The sequence below is a fragment of the Bacillus thermotolerans genome, from assembly GCF_000812025.2.
GTDB lineage: Bacteria > Bacillota > Bacilli > Bacillales > Domibacillaceae > Quasibacillus > Quasibacillus thermotolerans.
In genome coordinates this window covers 31,727-52,404 of the sequence record NZ_JWJE02000019.1, presented here as the reverse complement: position 1 = coordinate 52,404, position 20,678 = coordinate 31,727, and the positions used below count along the sequence as shown (strand labels likewise).

Annotated in this window: 22 protein-coding genes; 3 read left to right on the top strand and 19 right to left on the bottom strand. The window is 45.5% G+C overall.

The genetic code is table 11. The features are described from left to right. Nucleotides 1-20: 20 nt before the first annotated feature. The 9 genes from dnaJ to gpr all read right to left on the bottom strand — a co-directional run bounded on the left by dnaJ (nucleotide 21) and on the right by gpr (nucleotide 10,840). Complete coding sequence (gene dnaJ, locus QY97_RS09655) at nucleotides 21-1,142, bottom strand: molecular chaperone DnaJ (RefSeq protein ID WP_039238301.1); 1,122 nt, start codon at nucleotides 1,140-1,142, stop codon at nucleotides 21-23. Between the two features lie 161 nt (nucleotides 1,143-1,303). Next, on the bottom strand, nucleotides 1,304-3,136 hold the full coding sequence (dnaK, locus tag QY97_RS09650) for a molecular chaperone DnaK (RefSeq protein ID WP_039238299.1): 1,833 nt from the start codon (nucleotides 3,134-3,136) through the stop codon (nucleotides 1,304-1,306). 38 nt (nucleotides 3,137-3,174) lie between these two features. Then, nucleotides 3,175-3,747, bottom strand: a complete 573-nt coding sequence (grpE, locus tag QY97_RS09645) for a nucleotide exchange factor GrpE (protein WP_039238297.1) — start codon at nucleotides 3,745-3,747, stop codon at nucleotides 3,175-3,177. Between the two features lie 90 nt (nucleotides 3,748-3,837). Then, on the bottom strand, nucleotides 3,838-4,866 hold the full coding sequence (hrcA, locus tag QY97_RS09640; RefSeq protein WP_039238295.1) for a heat-inducible transcriptional repressor HrcA: 1,029 nt from the start codon (nucleotides 4,864-4,866) through the stop codon (nucleotides 3,838-3,840). Nucleotides 4,867-4,964: 98 nt separating this feature from the next. Continuing rightward, nucleotides 4,965-6,113 carry a radical SAM family heme chaperone HemW gene (gene hemW / locus QY97_RS09635; RefSeq protein ID WP_039238293.1) on the bottom strand — a complete coding sequence of 383 codons (1,149 nt, stop codon included), beginning with the start codon at nucleotides 6,111-6,113 and terminating at the stop codon, nucleotides 4,965-4,967. 61 nt (nucleotides 6,114-6,174) lie between these two features. After that, nucleotides 6,175-8,004, bottom strand: a complete 1,830-nt coding sequence (gene lepA, locus QY97_RS09630; RefSeq protein ID WP_039238292.1) for a translation elongation factor 4 — start codon at nucleotides 8,002-8,004, stop codon at nucleotides 6,175-6,177. Between the two features lie 161 nt (nucleotides 8,005-8,165). Beyond that, nucleotides 8,166-8,450 carry a hypothetical protein gene (locus QY97_RS09625; RefSeq protein ID WP_039238290.1) on the bottom strand — a complete coding sequence of 95 codons (285 nt, stop codon included), beginning with the start codon at nucleotides 8,448-8,450 and terminating at the stop codon, nucleotides 8,166-8,168. 12 nt (nucleotides 8,451-8,462) lie between these two features. Further along, nucleotides 8,463-9,641 (bottom strand): stage II sporulation protein P, encoded by a 1,179-nt coding sequence (gene spoIIP / locus QY97_RS09620; RefSeq protein WP_039238287.1) that lies wholly within the window; start codon nucleotides 9,639-9,641, stop codon nucleotides 8,463-8,465. A 95-nt stretch (nucleotides 9,642-9,736) separates the two neighbouring features. Beyond that, nucleotides 9,737-10,840, bottom strand: a complete 1,104-nt coding sequence (gene gpr / locus QY97_RS09615; protein WP_039238286.1) for a GPR endopeptidase — start codon at nucleotides 10,838-10,840, stop codon at nucleotides 9,737-9,739. A gap of 198 nt (nucleotides 10,841-11,038) precedes the next feature. Here gpr and rpsT point away from each other — a divergent pair, with 198 nt between their 5' ends. Next, the gene (gene rpsT / locus QY97_RS09610; protein ID WP_039238284.1) at nucleotides 11,039-11,293 is read left to right on the top strand and encodes a 30S ribosomal protein S20; all 255 of its coding nucleotides are present in this window, start codon (nucleotides 11,039-11,041) and stop codon (nucleotides 11,291-11,293) included. 46 nt (nucleotides 11,294-11,339) lie between these two features. On the opposite strand, the gene holA is transcribed toward rpsT, so the two are convergent. Next, nucleotides 11,340-12,401, bottom strand: coding sequence for a DNA polymerase III subunit delta (holA, locus tag QY97_RS09605; RefSeq protein WP_046128492.1), 1,062 nt, complete (start codon nucleotides 12,399-12,401; stop codon nucleotides 11,340-11,342). A 243-nt stretch (nucleotides 12,402-12,644) separates the two neighbouring features. On the opposite strand from holA, the gene QY97_RS19920 reads away from it, so the two are divergent. After that, complete coding sequence (locus tag QY97_RS19920; RefSeq protein ID WP_039238282.1) at nucleotides 12,645-12,776, top strand: YqzM family protein; 132 nt, start codon at nucleotides 12,645-12,647, stop codon at nucleotides 12,774-12,776. 51 nt (nucleotides 12,777-12,827) lie between these two features. On the opposite strand, the gene QY97_RS09595 is transcribed toward QY97_RS19920, so the two are convergent. The 3 genes from QY97_RS09595 to QY97_RS09585 all read right to left on the bottom strand — a co-directional run bounded on the left by QY97_RS09595 (nucleotide 12,828) and on the right by QY97_RS09585 (nucleotide 16,289). Next, nucleotides 12,828-15,122, bottom strand: a complete 2,295-nt coding sequence (locus tag QY97_RS09595; RefSeq protein WP_039238280.1) for a DNA internalization-related competence protein ComEC/Rec2 — start codon at nucleotides 15,120-15,122, stop codon at nucleotides 12,828-12,830. 9 nt (nucleotides 15,123-15,131) lie between these two features. Further along, nucleotides 15,132-15,557, bottom strand: a complete 426-nt coding sequence (locus QY97_RS09590) for a deoxycytidylate deaminase (RefSeq protein WP_039238278.1) — start codon at nucleotides 15,555-15,557, stop codon at nucleotides 15,132-15,134. A gap of 75 nt (nucleotides 15,558-15,632) precedes the next feature. Further along, on the bottom strand, nucleotides 15,633-16,289 hold the full coding sequence (locus QY97_RS09585; protein ID WP_039238277.1) for a helix-hairpin-helix domain-containing protein: 657 nt from the start codon (nucleotides 16,287-16,289) through the stop codon (nucleotides 15,633-15,635). 75 nt (nucleotides 16,290-16,364) lie between these two features. Between QY97_RS09585 and comER the strand changes: the two genes are divergently transcribed. Continuing rightward, nucleotides 16,365-17,189, top strand: a complete 825-nt coding sequence (gene comER, locus QY97_RS09580; protein ID WP_039238275.1) for a late competence protein ComER — start codon at nucleotides 16,365-16,367, stop codon at nucleotides 17,187-17,189. An 88-nt stretch (nucleotides 17,190-17,277) separates the two neighbouring features. Here comER and QY97_RS09575 read toward each other — a convergent pair whose 3' ends face one another. From QY97_RS09575 to aroE, 6 genes are read right to left on the bottom strand one after another with little or no spacing between them, the layout of a single operon-like run. Next, nucleotides 17,278-18,045 carry a class I SAM-dependent DNA methyltransferase gene (locus QY97_RS09575; protein ID WP_039238273.1) on the bottom strand — a complete coding sequence of 256 codons (768 nt, stop codon included), beginning with the start codon at nucleotides 18,043-18,045 and terminating at the stop codon, nucleotides 17,278-17,280. Continuing rightward, nucleotides 18,042-18,398 (bottom strand): ribosome silencing factor, encoded by a 357-nt coding sequence (gene rsfS, locus QY97_RS09570; RefSeq protein WP_039238271.1) that lies wholly within the window; start codon nucleotides 18,396-18,398, stop codon nucleotides 18,042-18,044. Before rsfS ends, QY97_RS09575 begins: the two co-directional genes overlap by 4 nt. Next, nucleotides 18,398-18,976 (bottom strand): bis(5'-nucleosyl)-tetraphosphatase (symmetrical) YqeK, encoded by a 579-nt coding sequence (yqeK, locus tag QY97_RS09565; protein WP_039238322.1) that lies wholly within the window; start codon nucleotides 18,974-18,976, stop codon nucleotides 18,398-18,400. The genes rsfS and yqeK overlap by 1 nt, the downstream gene beginning before the upstream one ends. Then, on the bottom strand, nucleotides 18,966-19,541 hold the full coding sequence (locus QY97_RS09560; RefSeq protein WP_039238270.1) for a nicotinate-nucleotide adenylyltransferase: 576 nt from the start codon (nucleotides 19,539-19,541) through the stop codon (nucleotides 18,966-18,968). Before QY97_RS09560 ends, yqeK begins: the two co-directional genes overlap by 11 nt. Further along, the gene (gene yhbY / locus QY97_RS09555; protein ID WP_039238268.1) at nucleotides 19,538-19,831 is read right to left on the bottom strand and encodes a ribosome assembly RNA-binding protein YhbY; all 294 of its coding nucleotides are present in this window, start codon (nucleotides 19,829-19,831) and stop codon (nucleotides 19,538-19,540) included. The genes QY97_RS09560 and yhbY overlap by 4 nt, the downstream gene beginning before the upstream one ends. Further along, complete coding sequence (gene aroE / locus QY97_RS09550; protein WP_039238266.1) at nucleotides 19,818-20,666, bottom strand: shikimate dehydrogenase; 849 nt, start codon at nucleotides 20,664-20,666, stop codon at nucleotides 19,818-19,820. Before aroE ends, yhbY begins: the two co-directional genes overlap by 14 nt. Between the last annotated feature and the right edge of the window lie 12 nt (nucleotides 20,667-20,678).

The following is a 20,678-nucleotide window of genomic DNA, read 5'->3' as shown; positions in this document are numbered from 1 at the left end:
GTCGCCAGCTCCATTCTCATTTAATCACGCTTTAACGCGCGTTTTACCTTATCAAAAAAGCCTTCTTCTTCACCAAGAGTCTCACCGCTTACTTCAGCAAACTCACGCAGCAGCTGTTTTTGCTTTTCGTTTAGCTTGGTCGGCGTCACTACCTTTACGCGGATATGCTGATCGCCGGTTCCTTGCCCGCGGACATTCGGCACGCCTTTTCCGCGCAATCTGAACTTCGTGCCAGTTTGTGTACCAGCTGGGATCTTTAGCTTCACTTTGCCATGAATGGTTGGCACTTCAATTTCATCTCCAAGCGCTGACTGGACAAATGTTACCGGAATATCGCAATAAATGTCATCGCCATCCCGCTCAAACAGCTCATGAGGCAGCACACGGAAAACGATAAACAAATCACCCGCAGGTCCGCCATTAATTCCCGGTTCGCCTTGTCCCGGTATGCGAAGCTGCTGACCATCGTCAATTCCGGCTGGGATTTTTACATGAATAGTCTTATTCTTCGTTACGGTTCCCTCTCCGCCACAAGTAGCACACTTCTCTTTAATTAGCTTTCCGCTTCCTTGGCAATAAGGACAAGCGCGACGGTTCACGATACGGCCAAATGGTGTATTTTGCTCGACATTCAGCTCACCCGTTCCTTGACAATGACTGCATGTTTCGGGTGACGTGCCTGGCTTTGCGCCTGTTCCTTCACACGTATCACATGTTTCTTCCTTTGGTATGCGTATATCTGTCTCTTTACCGAACACAGCATCCTCGAAGCTGATTGTCATTGTGTATTGCAGATCTGCTCCTTGGCGCGGTGCGTTTGGATCCCTTCTGCGGCCGCCGCCAAAGAAGGTGCTGAAGATATCCTCGAAACCACCGAAACCTCCGCCGAAGCCGCCAAAGTCCTGTCCTCCGAAGCCCTGATTAGGTCCTGCATGGCCAAACTGATCGTATTGAGCCCGTTTCTGCTCATCACTTAACACTTCGTAGGCTTCTTTGATTTCTTTGAACTTTTCGTCTGCCCCGGCTTCCTTATTAATATCGGGATGATACTTTTTGGAAAGCTTTCGATATGCTTTCTTGATTTCTTCTTTCGAGGCGCTCTTTTCTACGCCGAGTACTTCATAGTAATCTCGTTTACTCATGATTGCCCACTCCCCGCTTCATTTCACATAAAGGCTATTTTAACACAGCTAAGCTGTAATAGTGAATAGTGTTCACAAACCTTTTCACGTTCCTATCATGAAAAAAGCCAAAGCCAAGGAACCCCCTGACTTTGACTTTTCTTTCAAGCTTTCATGAAGCATTATTTCTTATCGTCGTCAACCTCTTCAAATTCAGCATCGACTACATCATCGCCTGATTGTCCGCCAGCTTGCCCTTGGCCTTCTTGTGCTTGAGCCTGCTTAGCTGCTTCTTCATAAAGTTTAACAGATAAGTTTTGGACGATTTCTGAAAGAGCATCCTTTTTCGTACGAATTTCTTCAAGCTCGTTCTTCTCAAGAGCTGCTTTCAGTTCATCTTTCGCTTCTTCAGCTTTCTTCACTTCATCTGCATCGACTTTGCCTTCTAGCTCTTTCAATGTCTTTTCTGTCGTGAAGATAAGCTGATCTGCTTCATTTTTCAATTCCACTTCTTCTTTAAGCTTCTTATCTGCTTCTGCATTTTCTTCAGCTTCTTTTACCATGCGGTCAATTTCTTCATCAGATAAACCAGAAGAAGATTTGATTGTAATGTTCTGTTCTTTGCCAGTGCCTAAGTCCTTCGCGCTGACATTTACGATACCGTTCTTATCAATATCAAATGTTACTTCAATTTGCGGAATGCCGCGTGGTGCTGGCGGAATATCCGTTAATTGGAAGCGTCCAAGTGTTTTGTTCGCAGATGCCATAGAACGCTCCCCTTGAAGAACATGAATATCTACAGCTGTTTGGTTATCAGCAGCGGTAGAGAACACTTGCGACTTAGAAGTAGGAATTGTTGTATTGCGCTCAATCAGCTTCGTGAATACGCCGCCCATCGTTTCAATACCAAGGGAAAGAGGTGTAACGTCCAGAAGAACAACGTCTTTTACATCTCCAGTTAATACGCCGCCTTGAACAGCAGCTCCCATCGCTACTACTTCGTCCGGGTTCACACCTTTATGCGGATCCTTACCAGTCGCTTTTTTGATCGCTTCCTGTACCGCAGGGATACGAGTCGAGCCGCCCACTAGAATGACACGGTCGATTTCAGAAGCAGAAAGACCTGCATCAGAAAGCGCTTGGCGAACAGGCCCCATGGTACGCTCTACTAAGTCAGAAGAAAGCTCTTCAAACTTCGCTCGTGTTAGAGTCAATTCTAAGTGAAGCGGTCCAGCGTCGCCTGCTGTGATGAACGGTAAGGAAATTTGCGTAGATGTTACACCAGATAGATCCTTCTTCGCTTTTTCTGCTGCATCCTTTAGGCGCTGCATAGCCATTTTATCTTTTGATAAATCAATGCCGTTTTCCTTTTTAAACTCTTCCACCAAATAATCAATAATCACTTGGTCGAAGTCGTCTCCACCAAGACGATTATCACCAGCTGTTGAACGAACTTCGAATACACCGTCCCCAAGCTCAAGGATAGAAACATCGAATGTACCGCCGCCTAAGTCGTAAACAAGGATCGTTTGGTCTTCTTCCATTTTATCCATACCGTAAGCAAGCGCAGCTGCTGTCGGCTCATTGATAATACGCTCTACTTCAAGACCTGCAATTCTTCCTGCATCCTTTGTTGCCTGGCGCTCTGCATCATTGAAATAAGCCGGTACAGTAATAACAGCTTTCTCTACTTTCTCGCCTAAATAATCTTCTGCATATGACTTTAAATGCTGTAGGATCATAGCTGAAATCTCTTGAGGAGAGTATTCTTTTCCGTCAATCTCCACTTTATAATCAGTTCCCATGTGGCGCTTGATCGATGCAATCGTATTAGGGTTTGTGATCGCTTGGCGCTTCGCTACTTCCCCTACTTGACGCTCACCATTTTTAAATGCGATCACTGATGGAGTGGTGCGGTTGCCTTCCGGATTCGGAATGACTTTTGGCTCTCCGCCTTCAAGAACCGCCACGCATGAGTTCGTTGTGCCTAAGTCAATACCAATGATTTTACTCATTTAGTCTACCTCCTTAAGAATATGTAACAAGTAATTCTTTACTGGTTCACTTTAACCATGGACGGACGAAGAACGCGATCCTTTAGTTTATAGCCTTTCTGGAATTCTTCAATAATTTCGTTCGGCTTATATTCTTCATTGCTCTCTGTCATGACAGCTTGATGAACATGCGGATCAAATTCTTTTCCTTTGGTCTCAATCACTTCTACTCCTTCTTTCTCAAGAGCAGAAACGAGCCCATTGTACACCATCTCTACTCCTTGCAAAACAGATGCAGCCTGCTCATTGTCTGTTTCCACCTGCAAGGCACGTTCAAAGTTATCCAGTAAAGGAAGAATTTCTGTGATCAGGGACTGCGCTCGATATTTCTCGCTCGCTTCACGATCCAGCTGTACACGCCGGCGGAAGTTTTCAAAGTCCGCACGCAAACGCAAGTAGCGGTTCTCTGATTCCTCCAGCTTTTGCTTTAGCTCATTTATGTCCTCAGAAGAAACATCTGTTTCCTGACCTTCAGCTGTTCCTGCTGCCTCTGCTGTTTGATCAGCTGCTTCCTCTGTTACTGTTTGTTCCTCTTTCTCTTCCTGGTTGTTCACTTGCTTTTCTTCTGACATTCGTTTCACCTCCTTTTAGGATTCAAAAGGGCACAAAGAGAAGGAAATCAGCTGGTATGTGCTAATTTCCACTCCATTGCCGCATAATTGTTAGCTTTTATATAAATTAGTTAAAGCCTTGGTCATGTCGTGACTTAAAAAGTCAACAAGGCTGATGACCCGTGAATATTCCATTCTCTTCGGTCCTAAAATAGCAATAGCTCCTACTTGTTCTTCTCCGACTGAGTAAGAAGCAGTAATTAAACTGCAGTGCTCCATAGCGGCACTCTTGTTCTCTTTGCCAATCTTCACTTGGATGCCTGTTGGCACATTACCGATTAACCGGTATATTCCTTCTTCTTGATCAATCATATTCATAATCAGCCTTAGTTTATCCAAGTCGCGAAATTCAGGCTGATTCAAAATATTGGTCTTTCCCCCAACAAACAGCTTTTCGTTGGTCGGCACATCAACTGTTTCAGCAAAAGCAGAGAGCATAGATTCATAATTGCTTATATGCCGACGAAGCAGGCCGACGATCTCCTTGTACAGCTTGTCGTGCAGCTCTGACAATGAGACACCGACGAGCCGTTCGTTCAGTATATTGACCATTTTTTCGATGTCGGATATATTCGTTTGTTTAGGCAGCTTAAACAGCCTATTCTCCACATGTCCGGTATCCAGTACAATAATGGCTATGGCCTTGTTCTTATCGAGCGGGACGATTTGCAGTTTCTTTACTTTGTTATCCTTTAATTCAGGACCTAATACAATGGCTGTGTAATTGGTCAGCTCTGACAGAATCCTGGCTGACTTTTGTACAACCTTCTCTAGCTCATAAATGCGATCTACAAAAATTGAGTTGATCGTTTCGACTTCCCGATGATTCAATTCCTTTGGATGAAGAAGATGATCTACATAATAGCGATACCCCTTCTCCGACGGTACGCGGCCAGAGGAGGTATGAGGCTTCTCAATATAGCCTAATTCTTCAAGCTCCGCCATATCATTGCGTATAGTAGCCGAGCTGAATGTAATTTCTTCTTTCTCCGAAAGGGTGCGTGAGCCAACCGGCTGTGCTGATCGAATGAAGTCATCAATAATTACCTGTAAAATAAGAAGCTGACGATCGGTTAACATCGCTGATCACCCCTATTAGCACTCTATGATTATGAGTGCTAAATCTATAAATAAATTATCAAAATCAACGATTATTGTCAACGGCATAGCCTCAGCAGCTATTCATCGTCTGAGACTAATAAAAATGCTTGAAACACTTCGTTTCCAAGCAGCTTTCCCTGCTCAGTTAAATGGATCGTTTCCCCATTCTCTACCACCAATAACTGTCTTTCAACCATTTCTTCTATCGGCTGTTTAAAGAGATCAAATGGAGAAAGGCCAAACTTTTTCTGAAAATGCGAAGCTGATACACCTGACATTTTACGCAGTCCTAAGAACATTTCCTCTTCCATTCGTTCTTTTTCAGACAGCCTGGTTTCTGTCAGAATCGGCCGTATCCCTTCCTTAAGCGGCGCCATGTATTTCTTCAGCGGGCCGTGATTGGACAGTCTGCTTTCATTCATATAAGCATGTGCTCCTGCTCCGAATCCGTAATAAAACTCATTGTTCCAGTAAGCAAGATTATGAAGGCTTTCGTATCCCGGGCGAGCAAAGTTGCTGATCTCGTATTGCTTTACACCTGCGCGCTCCATCCTATCCATGAGAAGCTCATACATAGCCGCCTCGGTTTCCACCTTCGGAAGCGGCAGGTTGTCTTTTCTTATTAAGTTATAAAAGACCGTTTTCGGTTCAATAATGAGCGAGTAGCCGGAATAATGCGGGAGCTCAAGACCCAAGGCTTTATCAAGTGTATCACGGAAGTCTTCAAGCGTCTGATTTGGCAAACCATACATCAAATCAATGCTGATGTTCTCAAACCCTGCCTGCTTCGCTCTTTCCACTGCCCCAAAGACTTCCTTGCTGCTGTGGGTGCGCCCAATGCTTCGAAGCAGCTCATCATTAAAGGACTGCACACCGAGGCTGAGCCGGTTCACACCGAAGCTTCTCAGTACGCGCAGCTTCTCGGCTGTTAAATCATCCGGATTCGCTTCGAAGGTAAACTCTCCTTGTTCAAACGGCAGATACTCACGTATCGCTTCACACAACCGGCTGAGCTGACGGGCGTCTAACGCAGTCGGCGTACCCCCGCCAACAAATATCGTATCCAGCCGCTGGCTAGGTGTGCTTTTCATTGTCATTGCCATTTCCTTCGCCAGCGCCTCAATGTACTCATCTACCGGCTGATTTTGTAAAAACACTTTATTAAAATCACAGTAATGGCAGATTTGATGGCAAAAGGGAATATGGATGTAAGCAGATCGTATCATTTCGCAACCTCTCTCTCACAAGAAAAAGGGGAAGCGGCTGCGCTTTCCCTTTTCTTCTTTCTTATTTATTCTCATTATCCATTTTCAGCACAGCCATGAACGCCTCTTGAGGGATGTCGACCGAGCCGACTTGCTTCATCCGCTTTTTCCCTTCTTTTTGCTTCTCTAACAGCTTCCGTTTACGAGAGATGTCTCCACCGTAACACTTGGCCAATACATTTTTCCCCATAGACTTAATGGTTGACCTGGCAACGATCTTTTGTCCAATAGCCGCTTGGACAGGCACCTCGAACTGCTGTCTTGGAATGAGTTCTTTCAATTTCTCCACAATCGCTTTTCCGCGCTCATAAGCAAAATCTCTATGAACAATAAAGCTCAGGGCATCTACTTTTTCACCATTCAGCAAGATATCCATTTTCACAAGCTTGGACTCCTTATAGCCAATCAACTCATAATCAAACGAAGCGTAGCCTTTCGTACTGGACTTCAGCTGATCAAAGAAGTCATAAACAATCTCTGAAAGCGGGATTTCATAAATAATATTCACCCGGTTTTCATCCAGATACTGCATATCAATAAAGTTGCCCCGCTTGCCCTGCGCCAGCTCCATTACAGCGCCTACAAAGTCATTCGGCACCATAATTGTCGCCTTGACATACGGCTCTTCCACCGCGTCGATCTTCTGCGGGTCGGGCATATATGAAGGGTTATCCACTCTTATTTCCTCTCCGCTGGTCATGCGTACATTATAAATAACACTCGGAGCTGTCGTGATAAGATCAATATTAAACTCACGTTCGATCCGTTCTTGAATAATTTCCATATGCAGGAGGCCTAAGAAGCCGCAGCGGAAACCAAATCCAAGTGCTTGAGAAGTTTCTGGCTCGAATTGCAGGGAAGAGTCGTTCAGCTCCAGCTTCTCTAATGCTTCCCTCAGATCATTAAATTTAGCGGAATCAATTGGATACAGGCCACAGAATACCATCGGATTCAGCTTACGATAGCCTGGCAAAGCCTCAGCAGCAGGGGTAACCGCTGATGTAATGGTATCCCCTACCCTTGTGTCTCCAACATTTTTAATAGCAGCAGTCAAGAAGCCAACATCACCGACAGTCAGTTCGTCCCGTATAGTGGCTTTTGGCGTGAAGACGCCTACTTCTGTTACTTCAAACTCTTTGCCTGTCGCCATCATTTTAATTTTATCGCCTACTTTTACTGAGCCGTCCACTACACGGATGTAAGCGACAACGCCTCGGTAAGCATCATATAAAGAGTCAAAAATAAGCGCCTTTAATGGAGCAGAAGGGTCACCTGAAGGCGCTGGTACTTTCTCGACAATTTGCTCTAATATGTCTTCAATCCCAATTCCTGCTTTGGCTGAAGCCAGTACAGCTTCAGATGCGTCCAAGCCAATGACATCCTCTACCTCCTGGCAGACACGATCCGGCTCAGCAGAAGGCAGGTCAATTTTGTTAATGACCGGCAAGATTTCTAAATCGTTATCTAAAGCGAGATACACATTCGCTAACGTTTGCGCTTCAATGCCTTGTGCAGCATCAACGACAAGGATTGCTCCTTCGCAAGCAGCAAGGCTCCGGGAGACTTCATATGTAAAGTCGACGTGTCCCGGCGTATCAATTAAATGGAAAATATATTCTTCTCCATTTTTCGCTTTATAGTTCAGCTGTACAGCATTTAACTTAATCGTAATCCCCCGCTCGCGCTCTAAATCCATAGAGTCGAGCAGCTGAGCTTTCATCTCACGGGCAGTCAGCGCATTCGTGAACTCTAAAATCCGGTCAGCCAGCGTGGACTTCCCGTGGTCAATATGAGCAATGATCGAGAAGTTTCGAATATGCTCTTGTCTCCGTAGTTTATCCGTATGTTTCATCAGTTTCTTCACTCCTGTTAATCGGCGCATGTATACTAGCCTTGATTATATCAGTCTAAAATGCAATTGACAATTCACAACATAGATAAAGAAGAAACATGCCGAATAGCCTTACGTACATAAAAAAAAACCGCTGCACAGCAGCGGACAAAAGGGGTGATTCACCTTTCCTCCTGAAACAGGGAGGAAACGATAAATGTAACGGAGTCAGCGACAGTCTGGCCTGCTTCAGAGAAAATATTAACTCCATCCTGTTCGGTCATCTCGGCTTTTTTTACACGCAAGTCTACTTCGGTCTGTTCCGCCTGAAAAAGCGAGAAGATGGCTTTATCTGTTTTCTCTTCTGTCGGCGGCTCTTCCTCATGCTTGTCTTGGAAAATGCCGATCAGTATACCCAAAAAGAAAATAGAAACAATGACATTCACTTTTAACAGAAACTCTTTCATCTTTCTTCCTTCCTAGTCACTGCTTTTTTCTCCCTGCACTTTTTCGGCCTGCCAGTAGTAGTCAGCAAAGGTTTCAGCAAATGCCTCTGACGTCCTTTTCAGCTCTTCAAATGAATTGTCGACTCCCCCGAATTCAATCAGCAGCGCCTTTTCTGATAGATCTTGATTAAATCGCCCGTTCGTGCTCTTCCCCTGCTTTAAAATAACCCCTCGGGATAACCCTTTATATTCCTTCTCTAATAGGTTATGCAGCTCTGTAGCCAGCTTGGCGTTTTTTTCATAATTGGCGTGTTCTCCGCCAACAACAAAGGCAACCTTTGCATAGCTTTTACCATTGATCGTTGCAGTGGTCACATCCTTGCGCTGCGAATCGCGGTGTATATCTATGAAATATTGAAGGTCGCTATTATTCTCCTGAGCGGACACCATAATATCACGAGAAGCCTGATAAGACTGATTATAGCCCTGGCCAGCGGCGTCAAGCTTGGCTACAATGTCTGTCTTGTCGATTGCAGTCCCGATCCCTTTCGCCTCCAGCGCCTGTTTCACCATTTCACCGACCTTTGTTACATTGAGTTCAGAGTGATGCGCGGAATCTGGTGAAGAGACTCCCTGAAGGTGAGGCAAATACGATTCCCTTGTATGCGTGAAGTATAAAAACACCCGCTCTCGTCCGTCCGTTGTGAATGAAGGAGGGCTGTCTCCTTCGATCGTCGTATCCTTAGCCGGCCTGACGTCCCCTTCATTTTCTTTGTTCAACACTTCCGGAGGCGGCTCCGATTCAATTGGCATGGTTGTATAATTTGTCCCTTCCCCAGCTACTAAAATTTCTCCATCGTAAATAGAGAAGCCCGGCACTTCTTTCCCGAGAAAGCTCCGTGGATCTTTAAATCGCACATTGGTCGCGTACCGGAAAGCCATTTCACCTAAGGAAGGCATGTCAACCTGGTCAGGCGTATACTGGCTAAATACTTTGCTCTCCATCTCATACAGATAATATAGTGCACCGCCAGGCACATGCTCGGCCGCTTCATTGAGAGAATCAGAAGAAATGCGGTAATTGTATGCCAGCGATGTCAGCATCCCGACTATCGAAAAAAGCGAAAGGAGAGAGATTGTAAAAAGCAGCGTTCCTTTTATGATTGTTGACAGGTTAATTAAGAAGAGGTTAGACGGCTTGTTCTCCTTCATTGCTCCACCCTTTCTGCACAAGTCTTACCCTATATGTATGACTTTGTGAGAAAAAGCAGAACCAGTTTGCCAAGCTCGTCCTCTTCTTTCGTTACTTATTTTGTATAGAAGCCGGTATTCTCCTGGTCAATAGCCGAATGAAGAGCAGCATTCAGGCTATTAGCCAGCAGGTTGGCCGTATCCTTTATAAACAGATCTACTTCCTTTGGTGTTACCATTAAGTTATGCCCGATCGGTGCCAGCACTTCTCTAATAAGCTGACGCTTTTCCTCATCAGGAAGCGTTCCAACCACTCCAAGGAAGGAACGTCGATTTTCCTCGTCCGGTAAATCCTCCTCTGTCAACTTGCTTCGGCCAAATGAATAGCCGGCAGGGGCTAAAGCTCCTGAAGGCCGGTTTCCTTCCTCTATTTCCTTGCCTAAATGCTTCAAAATAAAATCAATGGTATCACTGGTGATCGAAACTGCATCAACGACAGTCGGCACGCCAATGGCGATGACGGGAATACCCAGTGTCTTTTCACTAATTTCTTTCCGCTTATTGCCGACTCCTGCCCCTGGATGAATGCCACTATCAGCAACCTGTACAGTTGCGTTTACCCGCTCAATTGAACGGGAGGCCAGTGCATCAATGACGATCAGGAAATCAGGCTTCGTCTTTTCTACTACCCCAAAGACAATATCGCTCGTCTCCACGCCAGTCAGCCCCATCACTCCTGGGACAAGGGAGGCCACCGGCCGGAACCCTTCTTCTACCTGGTCAGGCTGCAGTTCAAATAAATGTCTTGTTACCATAATCTCTCCGCAAACGAGCGGACCGAGCGCATCGGGCGTAACATCTCTGTTTCCAAGCCCTACAATCAAACAGCTAGCGTCCTCTTTAATCCCTTTATTCTTTAGAAAAGCGGAAAGCTCCTTAGCCAGTACCTTCTCCACTTCATGCTGATGCTCCGTGTCATGGCTGCGAATTCCTTGCGATTCGATGGTGAGATAATCACCTGCTTTTTTTCCTGTTGCTTCTGCCCCTGCTTCATCAATAGAAACAGTGGTGATCTTAATACCATTAATTTCGCGTTCCTCCGTTAAAATGCCGGTCATTTTCTGCTTCTGTTCCGGCCTCTCTTCGGCTAGAGCTTTTGCCTCTACAGCTAAATCCGTTCTCACAGCATAATGGCTTAAATCAATGGATGGATCCTTCATTCATATCACCCTTTATTTTAAATATTCACTCCCCATTGTGCCCCACTGTGTAAAAGTTCATTCCTTGACACTAGATAAGAAATGAAACTATTGCAATCTAACTCCCGGTTTGATAGAATAACTTTTGTTCTTAATTGTTCAAGAAAAGTAAAATCGAGTAAAAAATAGAATCTCGATCACTTATAGGAGGTGACTCGAATGCCAAATATTAAATCTGCTATCAAACGTACAAGAACTATTCAAGACCGTACAGAGCGCAACAACCAAGAGAAATCTGCTATGCGTACAGCGGTTAAGAAATTCGAAACAGCTGCAGCTAACAACGCTGAGAACGTTCAAGAGCTTTTCAACCAAGCAGTTAAAAGCCTTGACCAAGCTGCCTCTAAAGGTTTGATCCACAAAAATGCGGCAAGCCGTCAAAAATCTCGTTTATCCAAAAAGTTAAACGCTTAATAATGAACTAAAAAAAACTCCTTCAAGAAACCTTGAAGGAGTTTTTTTAGTTCGCCAGGTTTTGCAGCCGGAATAAAAACATCTCAACAATCAGCTTCTTAGACATCCCGCTCGTCTTCATTTGCAGGTCACTGTCTGCGAGCATCATTATAATAGAAGAAAGCTGCTCATCTGAAAAATTGCCCGTTTGCCGTAGCGCCAGCTTCACGCGAAATGGGTGAACCTTTAAGAAGCTGGCAATTTGCTGCTGACCGTACCCTTTCCGTGAAAGTTCCTTTGTTTGGTAAATTAGGCGGAATTGGTTAGCAATGACGGCTAAAATTTTAATCGGCTCCTCATTCAACTTCAGCAAATCATAATAAATGCGAAAAGCAGCTTCAATATTTCCGCTGACCACCCGGTCGACCAGCGCGAAGATATCCTGTTCCAGTGAACGGGCTGTGAGCTTGTCTACTATATCCACTGTGATCCGTTTCTCTTCACTCGCATACAAAGAAAGCTTATCAATTTCAGAAGCAAGAAGCTGCAGGTTCGTGCCTGCTAACATAAGAAAGTGCTCCAGCGCTTCCTCATCCATCTGCACCCCATTGGCAGCAGCCTGGCTGCGAACCCACGTTTTTATTTCTTTATCATTTAACTTCTTTGCCTCTACCACCTCAGCCTTCTTCTTTAATAGCTTAGTTAATTTCTTGCGCTCATCCAGCTTTTCGTAAGGAGCGGCAAACACCATGATTGTATAAGGGGCAGGGCTTTCTATATAGGCTTCTAACACCTTCAGGTTATGCTCAACCTTCTCCTTTGACCGCTCTGCTGTCAGGAAGGTCGGATTATGTAAAAAAACCAGCTTCTTGTCGCCAAAGAAAGGCAAGGTTTCCGCTTCTTCCACAGCCGTTTCAACTGGTACTTCCTCTAAATCATAAACAGAAAAGTTAAAATCCATCTCCTCTTCCGTTAATACCGACTGAATTAGCTTTTGCTTTGTTTCATCGATTAAAAACGATTCCGTTCCATACAATAAATAAATCGAGGATAATTGCTTTTCCTCTATCTTCTTCCAAACAGGTATCAAGGGCTTTTCTCTCCATTTTCGTATATGTGATATTCTCATGTTAAGAAAGACCCGCTCATTTGACAAGGGGAAACCTCCGGAATGTTTCCCCCGTGATCTATATGAACGCCAGTTCCACTGTCCCGGGAACAGATTCGCTGGCGGTGATCCTGTTACCTGTATTTTCACCTGAATGACTGAATTTATTGCAGTTAACTCTTGTCAACGAAGGAAATGAACGAGCGCAGTCTAGATTTTTTGACATTGATCGTCTATACTATAGAGGAAATAGGAGGGGTATTTGTGAACGAATTTGAAAAAGATGTCCAAACAAAGCGTAATGACGTAGTCGATTCTGGTGTCGGATTTGTTGCTTCTTTCTTATTTTTTACCCTCATCTTTGTCATCGCAACAGTTATCGACCTAGTTGGCTAACACCTGGAGACCCGCTCATAGAGGCGGGTCTTTTACCTTTCTCGCTATATTTTACGGAAAAACTGTTGAAAAGGTTCCTTCCTTTCCTCGATAAGTAAATGTTACCTCGCCGTGCTGATCTGTACGCCAAATGCGTACCTGGTGCTTGAGCAGGCGATCCACCACTTCCCCGTGCGGATGCTGATAGCGGTTGTTTCTGCCCGCGGAAATGACCGCTTCTTCAGGGGCAGCTTCCGACAGAAATTCCTCTGTTGTAGAGGAGCGGCTCCCATGATGCCCTACCTTTAGAATATCTATATCCAATGCAAAGCGTGTCAGCAGCTCTCTTTCCGCCTCCGCCTCCATGTCACCTGCAAACAGCCACTTCTTCCCGCCAATGACAGCATATACTGCAAGTGAATCATTGTTCCCTTCATAGAGATGATCAGCTGGAGATACAATTTGAAAAAAAGCGGCTCCTGCCTGCCAGGTTTCCAAATATTTACCATAGCGAACAGGGACATGGTATTTGGCTGCTTCCTTTATTGTTTCTCTCATCACCGGTTTCATCTCTGATCCCGGACTAATCACCAGCTCCTTGATCTCCAATTCATCAAACAGCTCCTTGGCTGCTCCAATGTGATCATAATCACTATGCGTTAAAATGAGCTTGTCTAGCCGCCTCACTCCCATGCTTTTAAAGTATGGCAGCAAAATATCCTTTCCCACTGTAAATTCTTTCTTGCGCTTTTGCCACTCTTCCTTTTCGAAAGGCAGCAAGCCGCCTGTATCAATTAAATAATTTCCTTGGCCAAAAGGGAGCTGAATGAAAACCGCATCTCCCTGCCCAACATCGATAAAGGATACCTCGCCTTCTATAGAATAAAGATGGGGAACAAGGGCAGAAGCTAGCATGAAGAACAGCAAAGTGGAGGCGGGTTTCACCCCCTTCCATTTCTCGGTTAGCACGAAGGTACAGGCCCACATACAAGCAATCAGGATAAGCTGCCATTCCTCGGGCCGCCCCGTAGTGACAGCAGCAAATGGCCAGCGGCTGATTTCCACAGTAAACCCTTCAATGTGGCGAAACACGAAGGCAAAAGGTTCTAACAGCATAACAATAGCTGGACATACGAAGCTTAATAAGAAGATGATTAACAAGAGCGGAAGAACTAAAAGGGAATAGAAAGGTACGAAGAATAAATTCGCTATAAAGGAGTAAAGGGAAAATTCAAAGAAATGATACAGCAGCACTGGCAAGCCGGCTATTTGCGACACAGCCGTGATAGCTGCCATTTTTCCTAATTCAGTGGAGGGAACCAGAAGAATAATGCTTGAAGAAAGAAGTAAGGAGAGACTGATAAGATAAGAAAGCTGAAAGCCTGCCTGGTAAAGAAGATAAGGGTCATAAAGCATCACGAGGATAAAGCTGATGCTGAGTGCATCAAGCGCAGAGAATGTCCGCTGGAAGCGAAAGGACAATAGGACGAGGAGCGTCATCAAAACGGCTCGAACTACGGGGGGTGAACCGCCGGCAAGAAGAGAATAAACAGGCAATATACCTATCAGCAGATTTCTTGCTGCTTCCTTCGTCAAGCCTATTCGGAGGAAAAAGTAATAAAGAAGTGAGGTAATTAATCCAACGTGCAGACCGGAAATAGCCAGCAAATGAATAATGCCTAGGCGCTGATACGCTTCTAGCACTGTTTCTTCCGTCATCGTCCGGTCTCCGAACAGAAGGGCTGCAGCGACTGGCTGCAGATTATCAGGAAAATGTGATTTGATATGATCTATTCCTTTTAGCCGCCAGGCAAAAACAGCTTCTTTCCAAGTCTTCTTTTGTGAAAAGCAAGAGGATAAAGACAGCTCACTCGCCTCCAGCTGCCAGAAAATATGCTGTCGCTCTAGAAATACCCGATAATCGAAGGCATGGCGGTTTCGCGCTTTAGCCGGACGTTCCAGCGTGCCCTTTATACGGCAAACTGTGCCAGGTGTCAGCTGCCGCTCAAGCTCTGTTTGTGCTTCAGAAGGCAGCCTATAGAACAACTGCAGCTTTTCCTTAGCCTGGACAGTCGTCACTACCGCTTGAAGGCGGTCACCGTCGACACGCACCGGCGCGGAGAGCGTGACCTCCCACTCGCCTTCTCCTGCTTTCAATAATGTAACATTCCGTTCTTCATGAAATTGGCCGGTCAAAAAACCGATAAACATAAACATAAAAAAAGCGCTCTTTGCCTTTCCGCTTAAACGGATCATGAACAAAAGAGCCATTGCCGTCAGAAATGCCCGGATACTGGTTAGAGCAGGAAGCGCCCATACCAGTCCGGTGAACATTCCAACCGCTGCATAAATTACTTGATTGCGCATAGCTTCTCCTTAAACGGTTGTAGATTCAGATAAATGAACCACTTCAATCCCCTTTAAGAAATGAGCATTCCATTTATTTGGATAAGCGTGCTTATACACAACTTTTTTGATCCCCGCCTGCGCCAGCGTTTTCGCACAGTTCTCACACGGTTCATGAGTGACATAAGCAGCAGCGCCTTTCAGCTCATCCCGCTCCGCATGCAGAACTGCATTTAACTCTGCATGAAGACAGCGAATGCAGCGCTTCTCATCAGACAGCAGACAGCCTGCTTCATCACAGTGCTCATGGCCATGAATAGAACCGTTATAGCCCGTTGATACAATATGTTTGTCCTTCACAATAACGCAACCGACATGGAGACGATTACAAGTCGAACGTGTAGACACTACTTCAGCAATATCGAGAAAATATTCATCCCAGCTTTTTCGGCTCATTGATTCCCACTCTTTCTTTATAAAATCATCTTTTTATCTAGTGTAGACAAATGATCCGTTTCACGTCAATCCTTATTACTGAACGACAATATGAGATGCCAGTTTCTCAAATGTTTTATCTCCAATTCCCGATACGTTCTTTAAGTCATCCGGCTGAGCGAACAGGCCGCTCGTTTCGCGGTAGTCAATAATTGCCTGTGCTTTAGATGCTCCTATTCCCGGCAGCTGCTGCAGCTGATCAAGAGTCGCTGTGTTAATATTCACACGTTCAGTCGTACTTGCTCCCGGAGAGCCTGCCGTCCCAGAAGAAGGCGTTCCACTAGAAGCCGCCGGCATTGCCGGAACCTCTTCTCCTGCTTTCGGCACGTAGATAATCATTTCATCCTGGAGTTTTTGGGCAAGATTAACCGCTGTCGGATCAGCCTCTTCTTGAAAGCCTCCTGCCTTGGCTATGACATCGTTAATCCGGTCCCCGTTATTCATCGAATAAATGCCTGGCGCTTCTACAGCCCCTTTGACATCGACCATCAGAACGGATGGCTCCGCCACTTCCTGTTCGGCAGGCTCAGAAGGCCCCTCCTCTTCCTGTACCGTTTCTTCTTCGAGTGCAAGCGGCTCGGCTTCCGAGACGGGAAGGGGATCTTCTCCGATTTGAGACAGGCCAACCACTAGAAGAGCAGCACCGCCCAGCACATAAGCTTTATTCTTTTCAAGCCATGCTTTTACGTCCAACGACTAACACCTCTTTTCATAAATAATTTTTTCGTTCATACATTGTAAGAGCAGCGTTGTAAAGGAGGAATGAAAATGAAAATAGGAGTGATTGGCACAGGGAATATGGGAGAAATACTGATTGAAGCGTTCATCTCTTCAAGAGCTGCTTCTGCATCAGATATGCAGATCACAAACCGGACAGCCACCAAAGCGCTGGCTATTCAGAAACGACATCCCGACATAACGGTTTGCCGCGAGGCGGAGGAAATTATAAAAGCGTGCGACCTTATCTTTATCTGTGTAAAGCCACATGATATTTATCCATTATTAAAACGGGTGGAGCCTTTAGTACGGCCCGATCAGTGCATGGTTTCTATTACCAGCCCCGTCAGTACGAACCAGCTGGAGTCGGTGGTCTCCTGCTCATGCATGCGCATGATTCCGAGCATTACCAATAAAGTTCTCTCAGGAACCGTGCTCTATACATTTGGGAAAAACTGCAAAGAACAGTGGAAACAAGAGATGCAAGAACGGATGAATGTATTGTGCGAGGAGGCAGTCGAAATTGATGAGGCAATTACACGTGCGGCTTCTGACCTTGTCAGCTGCGGCCCGGCATTTATAAGCTTTCTAACAAGAAAGTTTATTGAAGGAGCAGAAACGACAGGCATGGATGGGCAGGTAGCAGAGAAGCTGGCAGAATCCATGCTGGCGGGCTTAGGGGAGCTGTTTAAGCAGAAGGAATATACGCTGGCCCAGCTCGAAGAAAAGGTATGTGTAAAAGGCGGAGTTACTGGAAAGGGGATCGAAGTGCTAGAAGCCGAGGTCGGCGATATGTTCACCAAGCTGTTTCAAGCGACTCATCAGAAATTTGCCGACGATAAGCAGGAAACAGCAGAGCAATTCGGCCTCCCGTAATAAGCAATTCGAGATTTACAGAAAAAATCCTTTAATTATTTTATAAACAAAAAGTCGAAAGCAGAGCTCCTCCCTGCCTTCGACTTTTTTATCCTTTTTCATTTTCATTCGACTCTACTGGTTTTCTGCATACAAAAAAGATTCTTTCGCTTTGTTCTGTAGGCGGTTCACTGGTAAAGTCAGCACTTATTTGAATATCAGTAAAACCAGCCTCCTGAAGCCATGCTGCATACTGTACCGGACTGAAGGTTCTCTGTACATGATATTCATCAAAGCGTTCGTATTGTTCTGTACTCTCATCCAGAACGAAGAACGTCAATTCATGCTCTACACTGTCTGCTTGTTCTCCCTCAAAACAGTCCCATATATAGGAAATATCTTCTCCTGTTTCTGTAAAGGTATGACCTTTAAAGATGTGATGAACCTTAAAGAGAGAGTGAACATCAAACAAGAGCAGTCCTCCCGGCTTGACATGCGGCTGTATATGCTGAAAAGTGCGCCGTACATCCTCCGCTTCTGTTATATAGTTCAAGGAGTCACAGAATATCGTAACCGCATCAAATTGACCAAGTCCCTCTAAGGAGCGCATATCCTGCTGGAAGACTGGAATAGACAAGCCTTTTTCGACAGCTTTCTGCTGAGCGATCATCAGCATATCTTCTGATAAATCTACGCCCGTTGTGTTCCAGCCGGCAGCAGCAAAACGCCATGACAGTTCGCCTGTTCCACAAGCAAGATCCAGCACATCCTTGCCCGGCAGGGAGGCAGCATGCTGCTCGAAGAAGCGCAGCCACTTCCCATAAGGCGCTTCTTTCATTAAAGCGTCGTACACATAAGCAAAGCGTTCATAGGTCATGAAAGCAATTCACTTTGCACGTCTACTTCTGGTGCATCTCCCCATAGCCGCTCAAGATTATAATATACGCGTTCGTCACGATGGAAGACATGAACCACTACATCACCGAGGTCAATAAGTACCCAGCGCGCTTCATCGAAGCCTTCCATTCTCTTCACGTAAGCTCCCTGCTTCTCAGCTTCCTCTTTTACTTCACGGGCAATTGCCTGAACCTGCTTATCCGAATTGCCGTGGCAAATCATGAAATAATCGGCGATCAGTGAAATACCGTGCATGTCCAATACCACAATATTCTCTGCCTTTTTATCATCCGCTGCTTCGACAGCTGCTTGTAAAATTTTCGGTTTTTCCACTAGCTCATCTCCTTTTCTTTTTGGCTGCTCACTAAGTTGTTATACGTATGAAATGTGTCAGGAAAAACGGGCTGATCTCGCTTCATTAAAAATTGAATAGTGTTTTTTAATGATTGAATCAGCGCTTTGTCCAAGTCCTCTTCTGCCAGCTCGCGCACTTCCTCTACGCCAGGAAAATGACGGCCTGGTTCAATATAATCTGCTACGTAAATAACCTTTTCAAGAAGGGTCATGCCGACTCTTCCAGAAGTATGATAACGGATAGCATCAAGAATTTCTTCGTCTTCTATACCCGCCTCTTTGTGGACTAAATAGGCTCCTACGGGTGCATGCCACAGTTCACTGTTGAATGAAAGCAGCTGCGGATCCATTTTTTGCTGGCGGATAATGGCGGCCATTTCTTCCTTTGAACGGAATTTAGCATAGTCATGGAAGATAGCGGCCATTTCCGCTTTCTTTACGTCCGCTCCGTAGCGCTTAGCGAGCGTAATCGCTGTATCCGTTACACCAAGTGTATGGGTATAACGATGCTCAGTTATCTGTTCTTTCACAAGCAATAACGCTTGTTCACGATCCATCATATAAACGATTCCCCTTTATATACTCAATCACACGGTCCGGCAGCAAATAGCGGAGCGATCCCCCATTCGCTGCCCTTTCTCTCAGCATGGTGGATGACAGATGAATTTCAGGTGTATCAATCAGCTCTACCGGGTATGTTGTATTTGCGGAATAACCCGGCCGGCTTACACCAACGAATTGTACGAGCTCGCACAACTCATCAATCTTGTACCACTTCGGCAAATATTCAATCATGTCACCGCCAATAATGAAAAAAAAGGACGTACCCGGCTCCCGCTCCCTCAGAAGCTTCATTGTATCATACGTATACGAGGTGCCTTTTCTCTCTAGTTCTATGCGTTCAATTGAAAATTTAGGATGGTCCTCAATAGCGGCAAGCAGCATACTTACCCGGTCGTCATCTGTTACAGATTGAGTCATTTTCTTATGCGGGGGGGTATGGTTTGGCATGAAGCGGATTTCATCCAGCTGGAGCGCTTCCAATACCTCGTTCGCTATAATTAAGTGGCCAAGGTGCGGCGGATTAAAGGTTCCGCCTAATATGCCTGTTCTTTTGCTCATCGCGGCAGCTCAATTTTTTTATTTTCTTTCGATTGCTTATACAGCACAATGACATTTCCAATTACCTGTACAAGCTCCGCGCGCGCTCCCTTCGCCAAACTTTTGGCCACTTCATGCTTATCTTCCCCACAATTTTGCAGGACGTTCACCTTAATCAGCTCACGGGCCTCCAATGCATCTGCAATTTGTTTTACCATATTTGTATTTACCCCACCTTTACCCACTTGAAAAATTGGATCCAAGTGATGCGCTTGTGAGCGCAGGTAGGCTTTTTGCTTAGTTGTTAACATTTTTTTCCTCCAATTGATTGAGTACGACTTCCTCCATCCGTTTCGTATCAGGAGTAAGTCCCGTCCATTTTTCAAAGGCTAACGCGCCCTGATAAACAAACATTTTAAGGCCGCTTTGTACCCGTGCACCCCGCAGCTTCGCTTCCCTCATTATTTTCGTTTCGAGCGGGTTGTAAATAATATCCGATAGGAAGGTACCCTGTTTTAAGCGGTCGACCGGCAGTGGGGATTCATCCGTTAAAGGTACCATTCCGATCGATGTCGTTTGGACAATGATGTCATACACTTCCAGCTGTTCAGCGGCTTCAGCAACCGAGAACGCGGCTCCCTCTACCGGCACAGGACAGCCGTTTAAGAGCTCGAGCCCTTTCTCTACCGTTCGGTTAGCAATATCGATTCGGCCTGCTCCCTCAAAGGCAAGTGTGTAATAAATAGCCCGCGCTGCTCCGCCCGCTCCAATCACTAACATATTTTTCCCTTCAAGAGAAGTCCCGTATTCCTCTTGAAGCCCCCTGACAAAGCCGCTGCCGTCTGTATTGTACCCTGTCCACCCATCATTTTCCCATACGACCGTATTAACTGCTCCGATGGATTTAGCCAGCGGATCTACACGATCAAGGAGCGGAATAATCGCTGCCTTATGAGGAATTGTGACATTAAATCCGTTCACACCAATCGCCTTCATCCCTTGCACTGCGGCACTTAGATGAGCAGGCTGTACATGGAACGGGTGGTAATAAGCATCAATCCCCACCCGTTCAAACGCATCATTGTGCATAACTGGAGACATAGACTGGGCAATAGGATCCCCAATCACACCAAACAACTTTTTCATGCTCTTCCCCCT

Excerpts from the sequence above, each read along its gene's own strand:
- rpsT (WP_039238284.1), top strand. The coding sequence starts at position 11,039 with ATGCCAAATATTAAATCTGCTATCAAACGTACAAGAACTATTCAAGAC.
- aroE (WP_039238266.1), bottom strand. The coding sequence starts at position 20,666 with ATGAAAAAGTTGTTTGGTGTGATTGGGGATCCTATTGCCCAGTCTATG.
- grpE (WP_039238297.1), bottom strand. The coding sequence starts at position 3,747 with ATGTCAGAAGAAAAGCAAGTGAACAACCAGGAAGAGAAAGAGGAACAA.
- lepA (WP_039238292.1), bottom strand. The coding sequence starts at position 8,004 with ATGAAACATACGGATAAACTACGGAGACAAGAGCATATTCGAAACTTC.
- hemW (WP_039238293.1), bottom strand. The coding sequence starts at position 6,113 with ATGATACGATCTGCTTACATCCATATTCCCTTTTGCCATCAAATCTGC.
- QY97_RS09560 (WP_039238270.1), bottom strand. The coding sequence starts at position 19,541 with ATGAGCAAAAGAACAGGCATATTAGGCGGAACCTTTAATCCGCCGCAC.
- dnaJ (WP_039238301.1), bottom strand. The coding sequence starts at position 1,142 with ATGAGTAAACGAGATTACTATGAAGTACTCGGCGTAGAAAAGAGCGCC.
- dnaK (WP_039238299.1), bottom strand. The coding sequence starts at position 3,136 with ATGAGTAAAATCATTGGTATTGACTTAGGCACAACGAACTCATGCGTG.
- QY97_RS09625 (WP_039238290.1), bottom strand. The coding sequence starts at position 8,450 with ATGAAAGAGTTTCTGTTAAAAGTGAATGTCATTGTTTCTATTTTCTTT.
- spoIIP (WP_039238287.1), bottom strand. The coding sequence starts at position 9,641 with ATGAAGGAGAACAAGCCGTCTAACCTCTTCTTAATTAACCTGTCAACA.
- hrcA (WP_039238295.1), bottom strand. The coding sequence starts at position 4,866 with ATGTTAACCGATCGTCAGCTTCTTATTTTACAGGTAATTATTGATGAC.
- QY97_RS09590 (WP_039238278.1), bottom strand. The coding sequence starts at position 15,557 with ATGAGCCGAAAAAGCTGGGATGAATATTTTCTCGATATTGCTGAAGTA.
- yqeK (WP_039238322.1), bottom strand. The coding sequence starts at position 18,976 with ATGGATCGTGAACAAGCGTTATTGCTTGTGAAAGAACAGATAACTGAG.
- comER (WP_039238275.1), top strand. The coding sequence starts at position 16,365 with ATGAAAATAGGAGTGATTGGCACAGGGAATATGGGAGAAATACTGATT.
- QY97_RS09575 (WP_039238273.1), bottom strand. The coding sequence starts at position 18,045 with ATGACCTATGAACGCTTTGCTTATGTGTACGACGCTTTAATGAAAGAA.
- yhbY (WP_039238268.1), bottom strand. The coding sequence starts at position 19,831 with ATGTTAACAACTAAGCAAAAAGCCTACCTGCGCTCACAAGCGCATCAC.
- holA (WP_046128492.1), bottom strand. The coding sequence starts at position 12,401 with ATGAGAATATCACATATACGAAAATGGAGAGAAAAGCCCTTGATACCT.
- QY97_RS09595 (WP_039238280.1), bottom strand. The coding sequence starts at position 15,122 with ATGCGCAATCAAGTAATTTATGCAGCGGTTGGAATGTTCACCGGACTG.
- gpr (WP_039238286.1), bottom strand. The coding sequence starts at position 10,840 with ATGAAGGATCCATCCATTGATTTAAGCCATTATGCTGTGAGAACGGAT.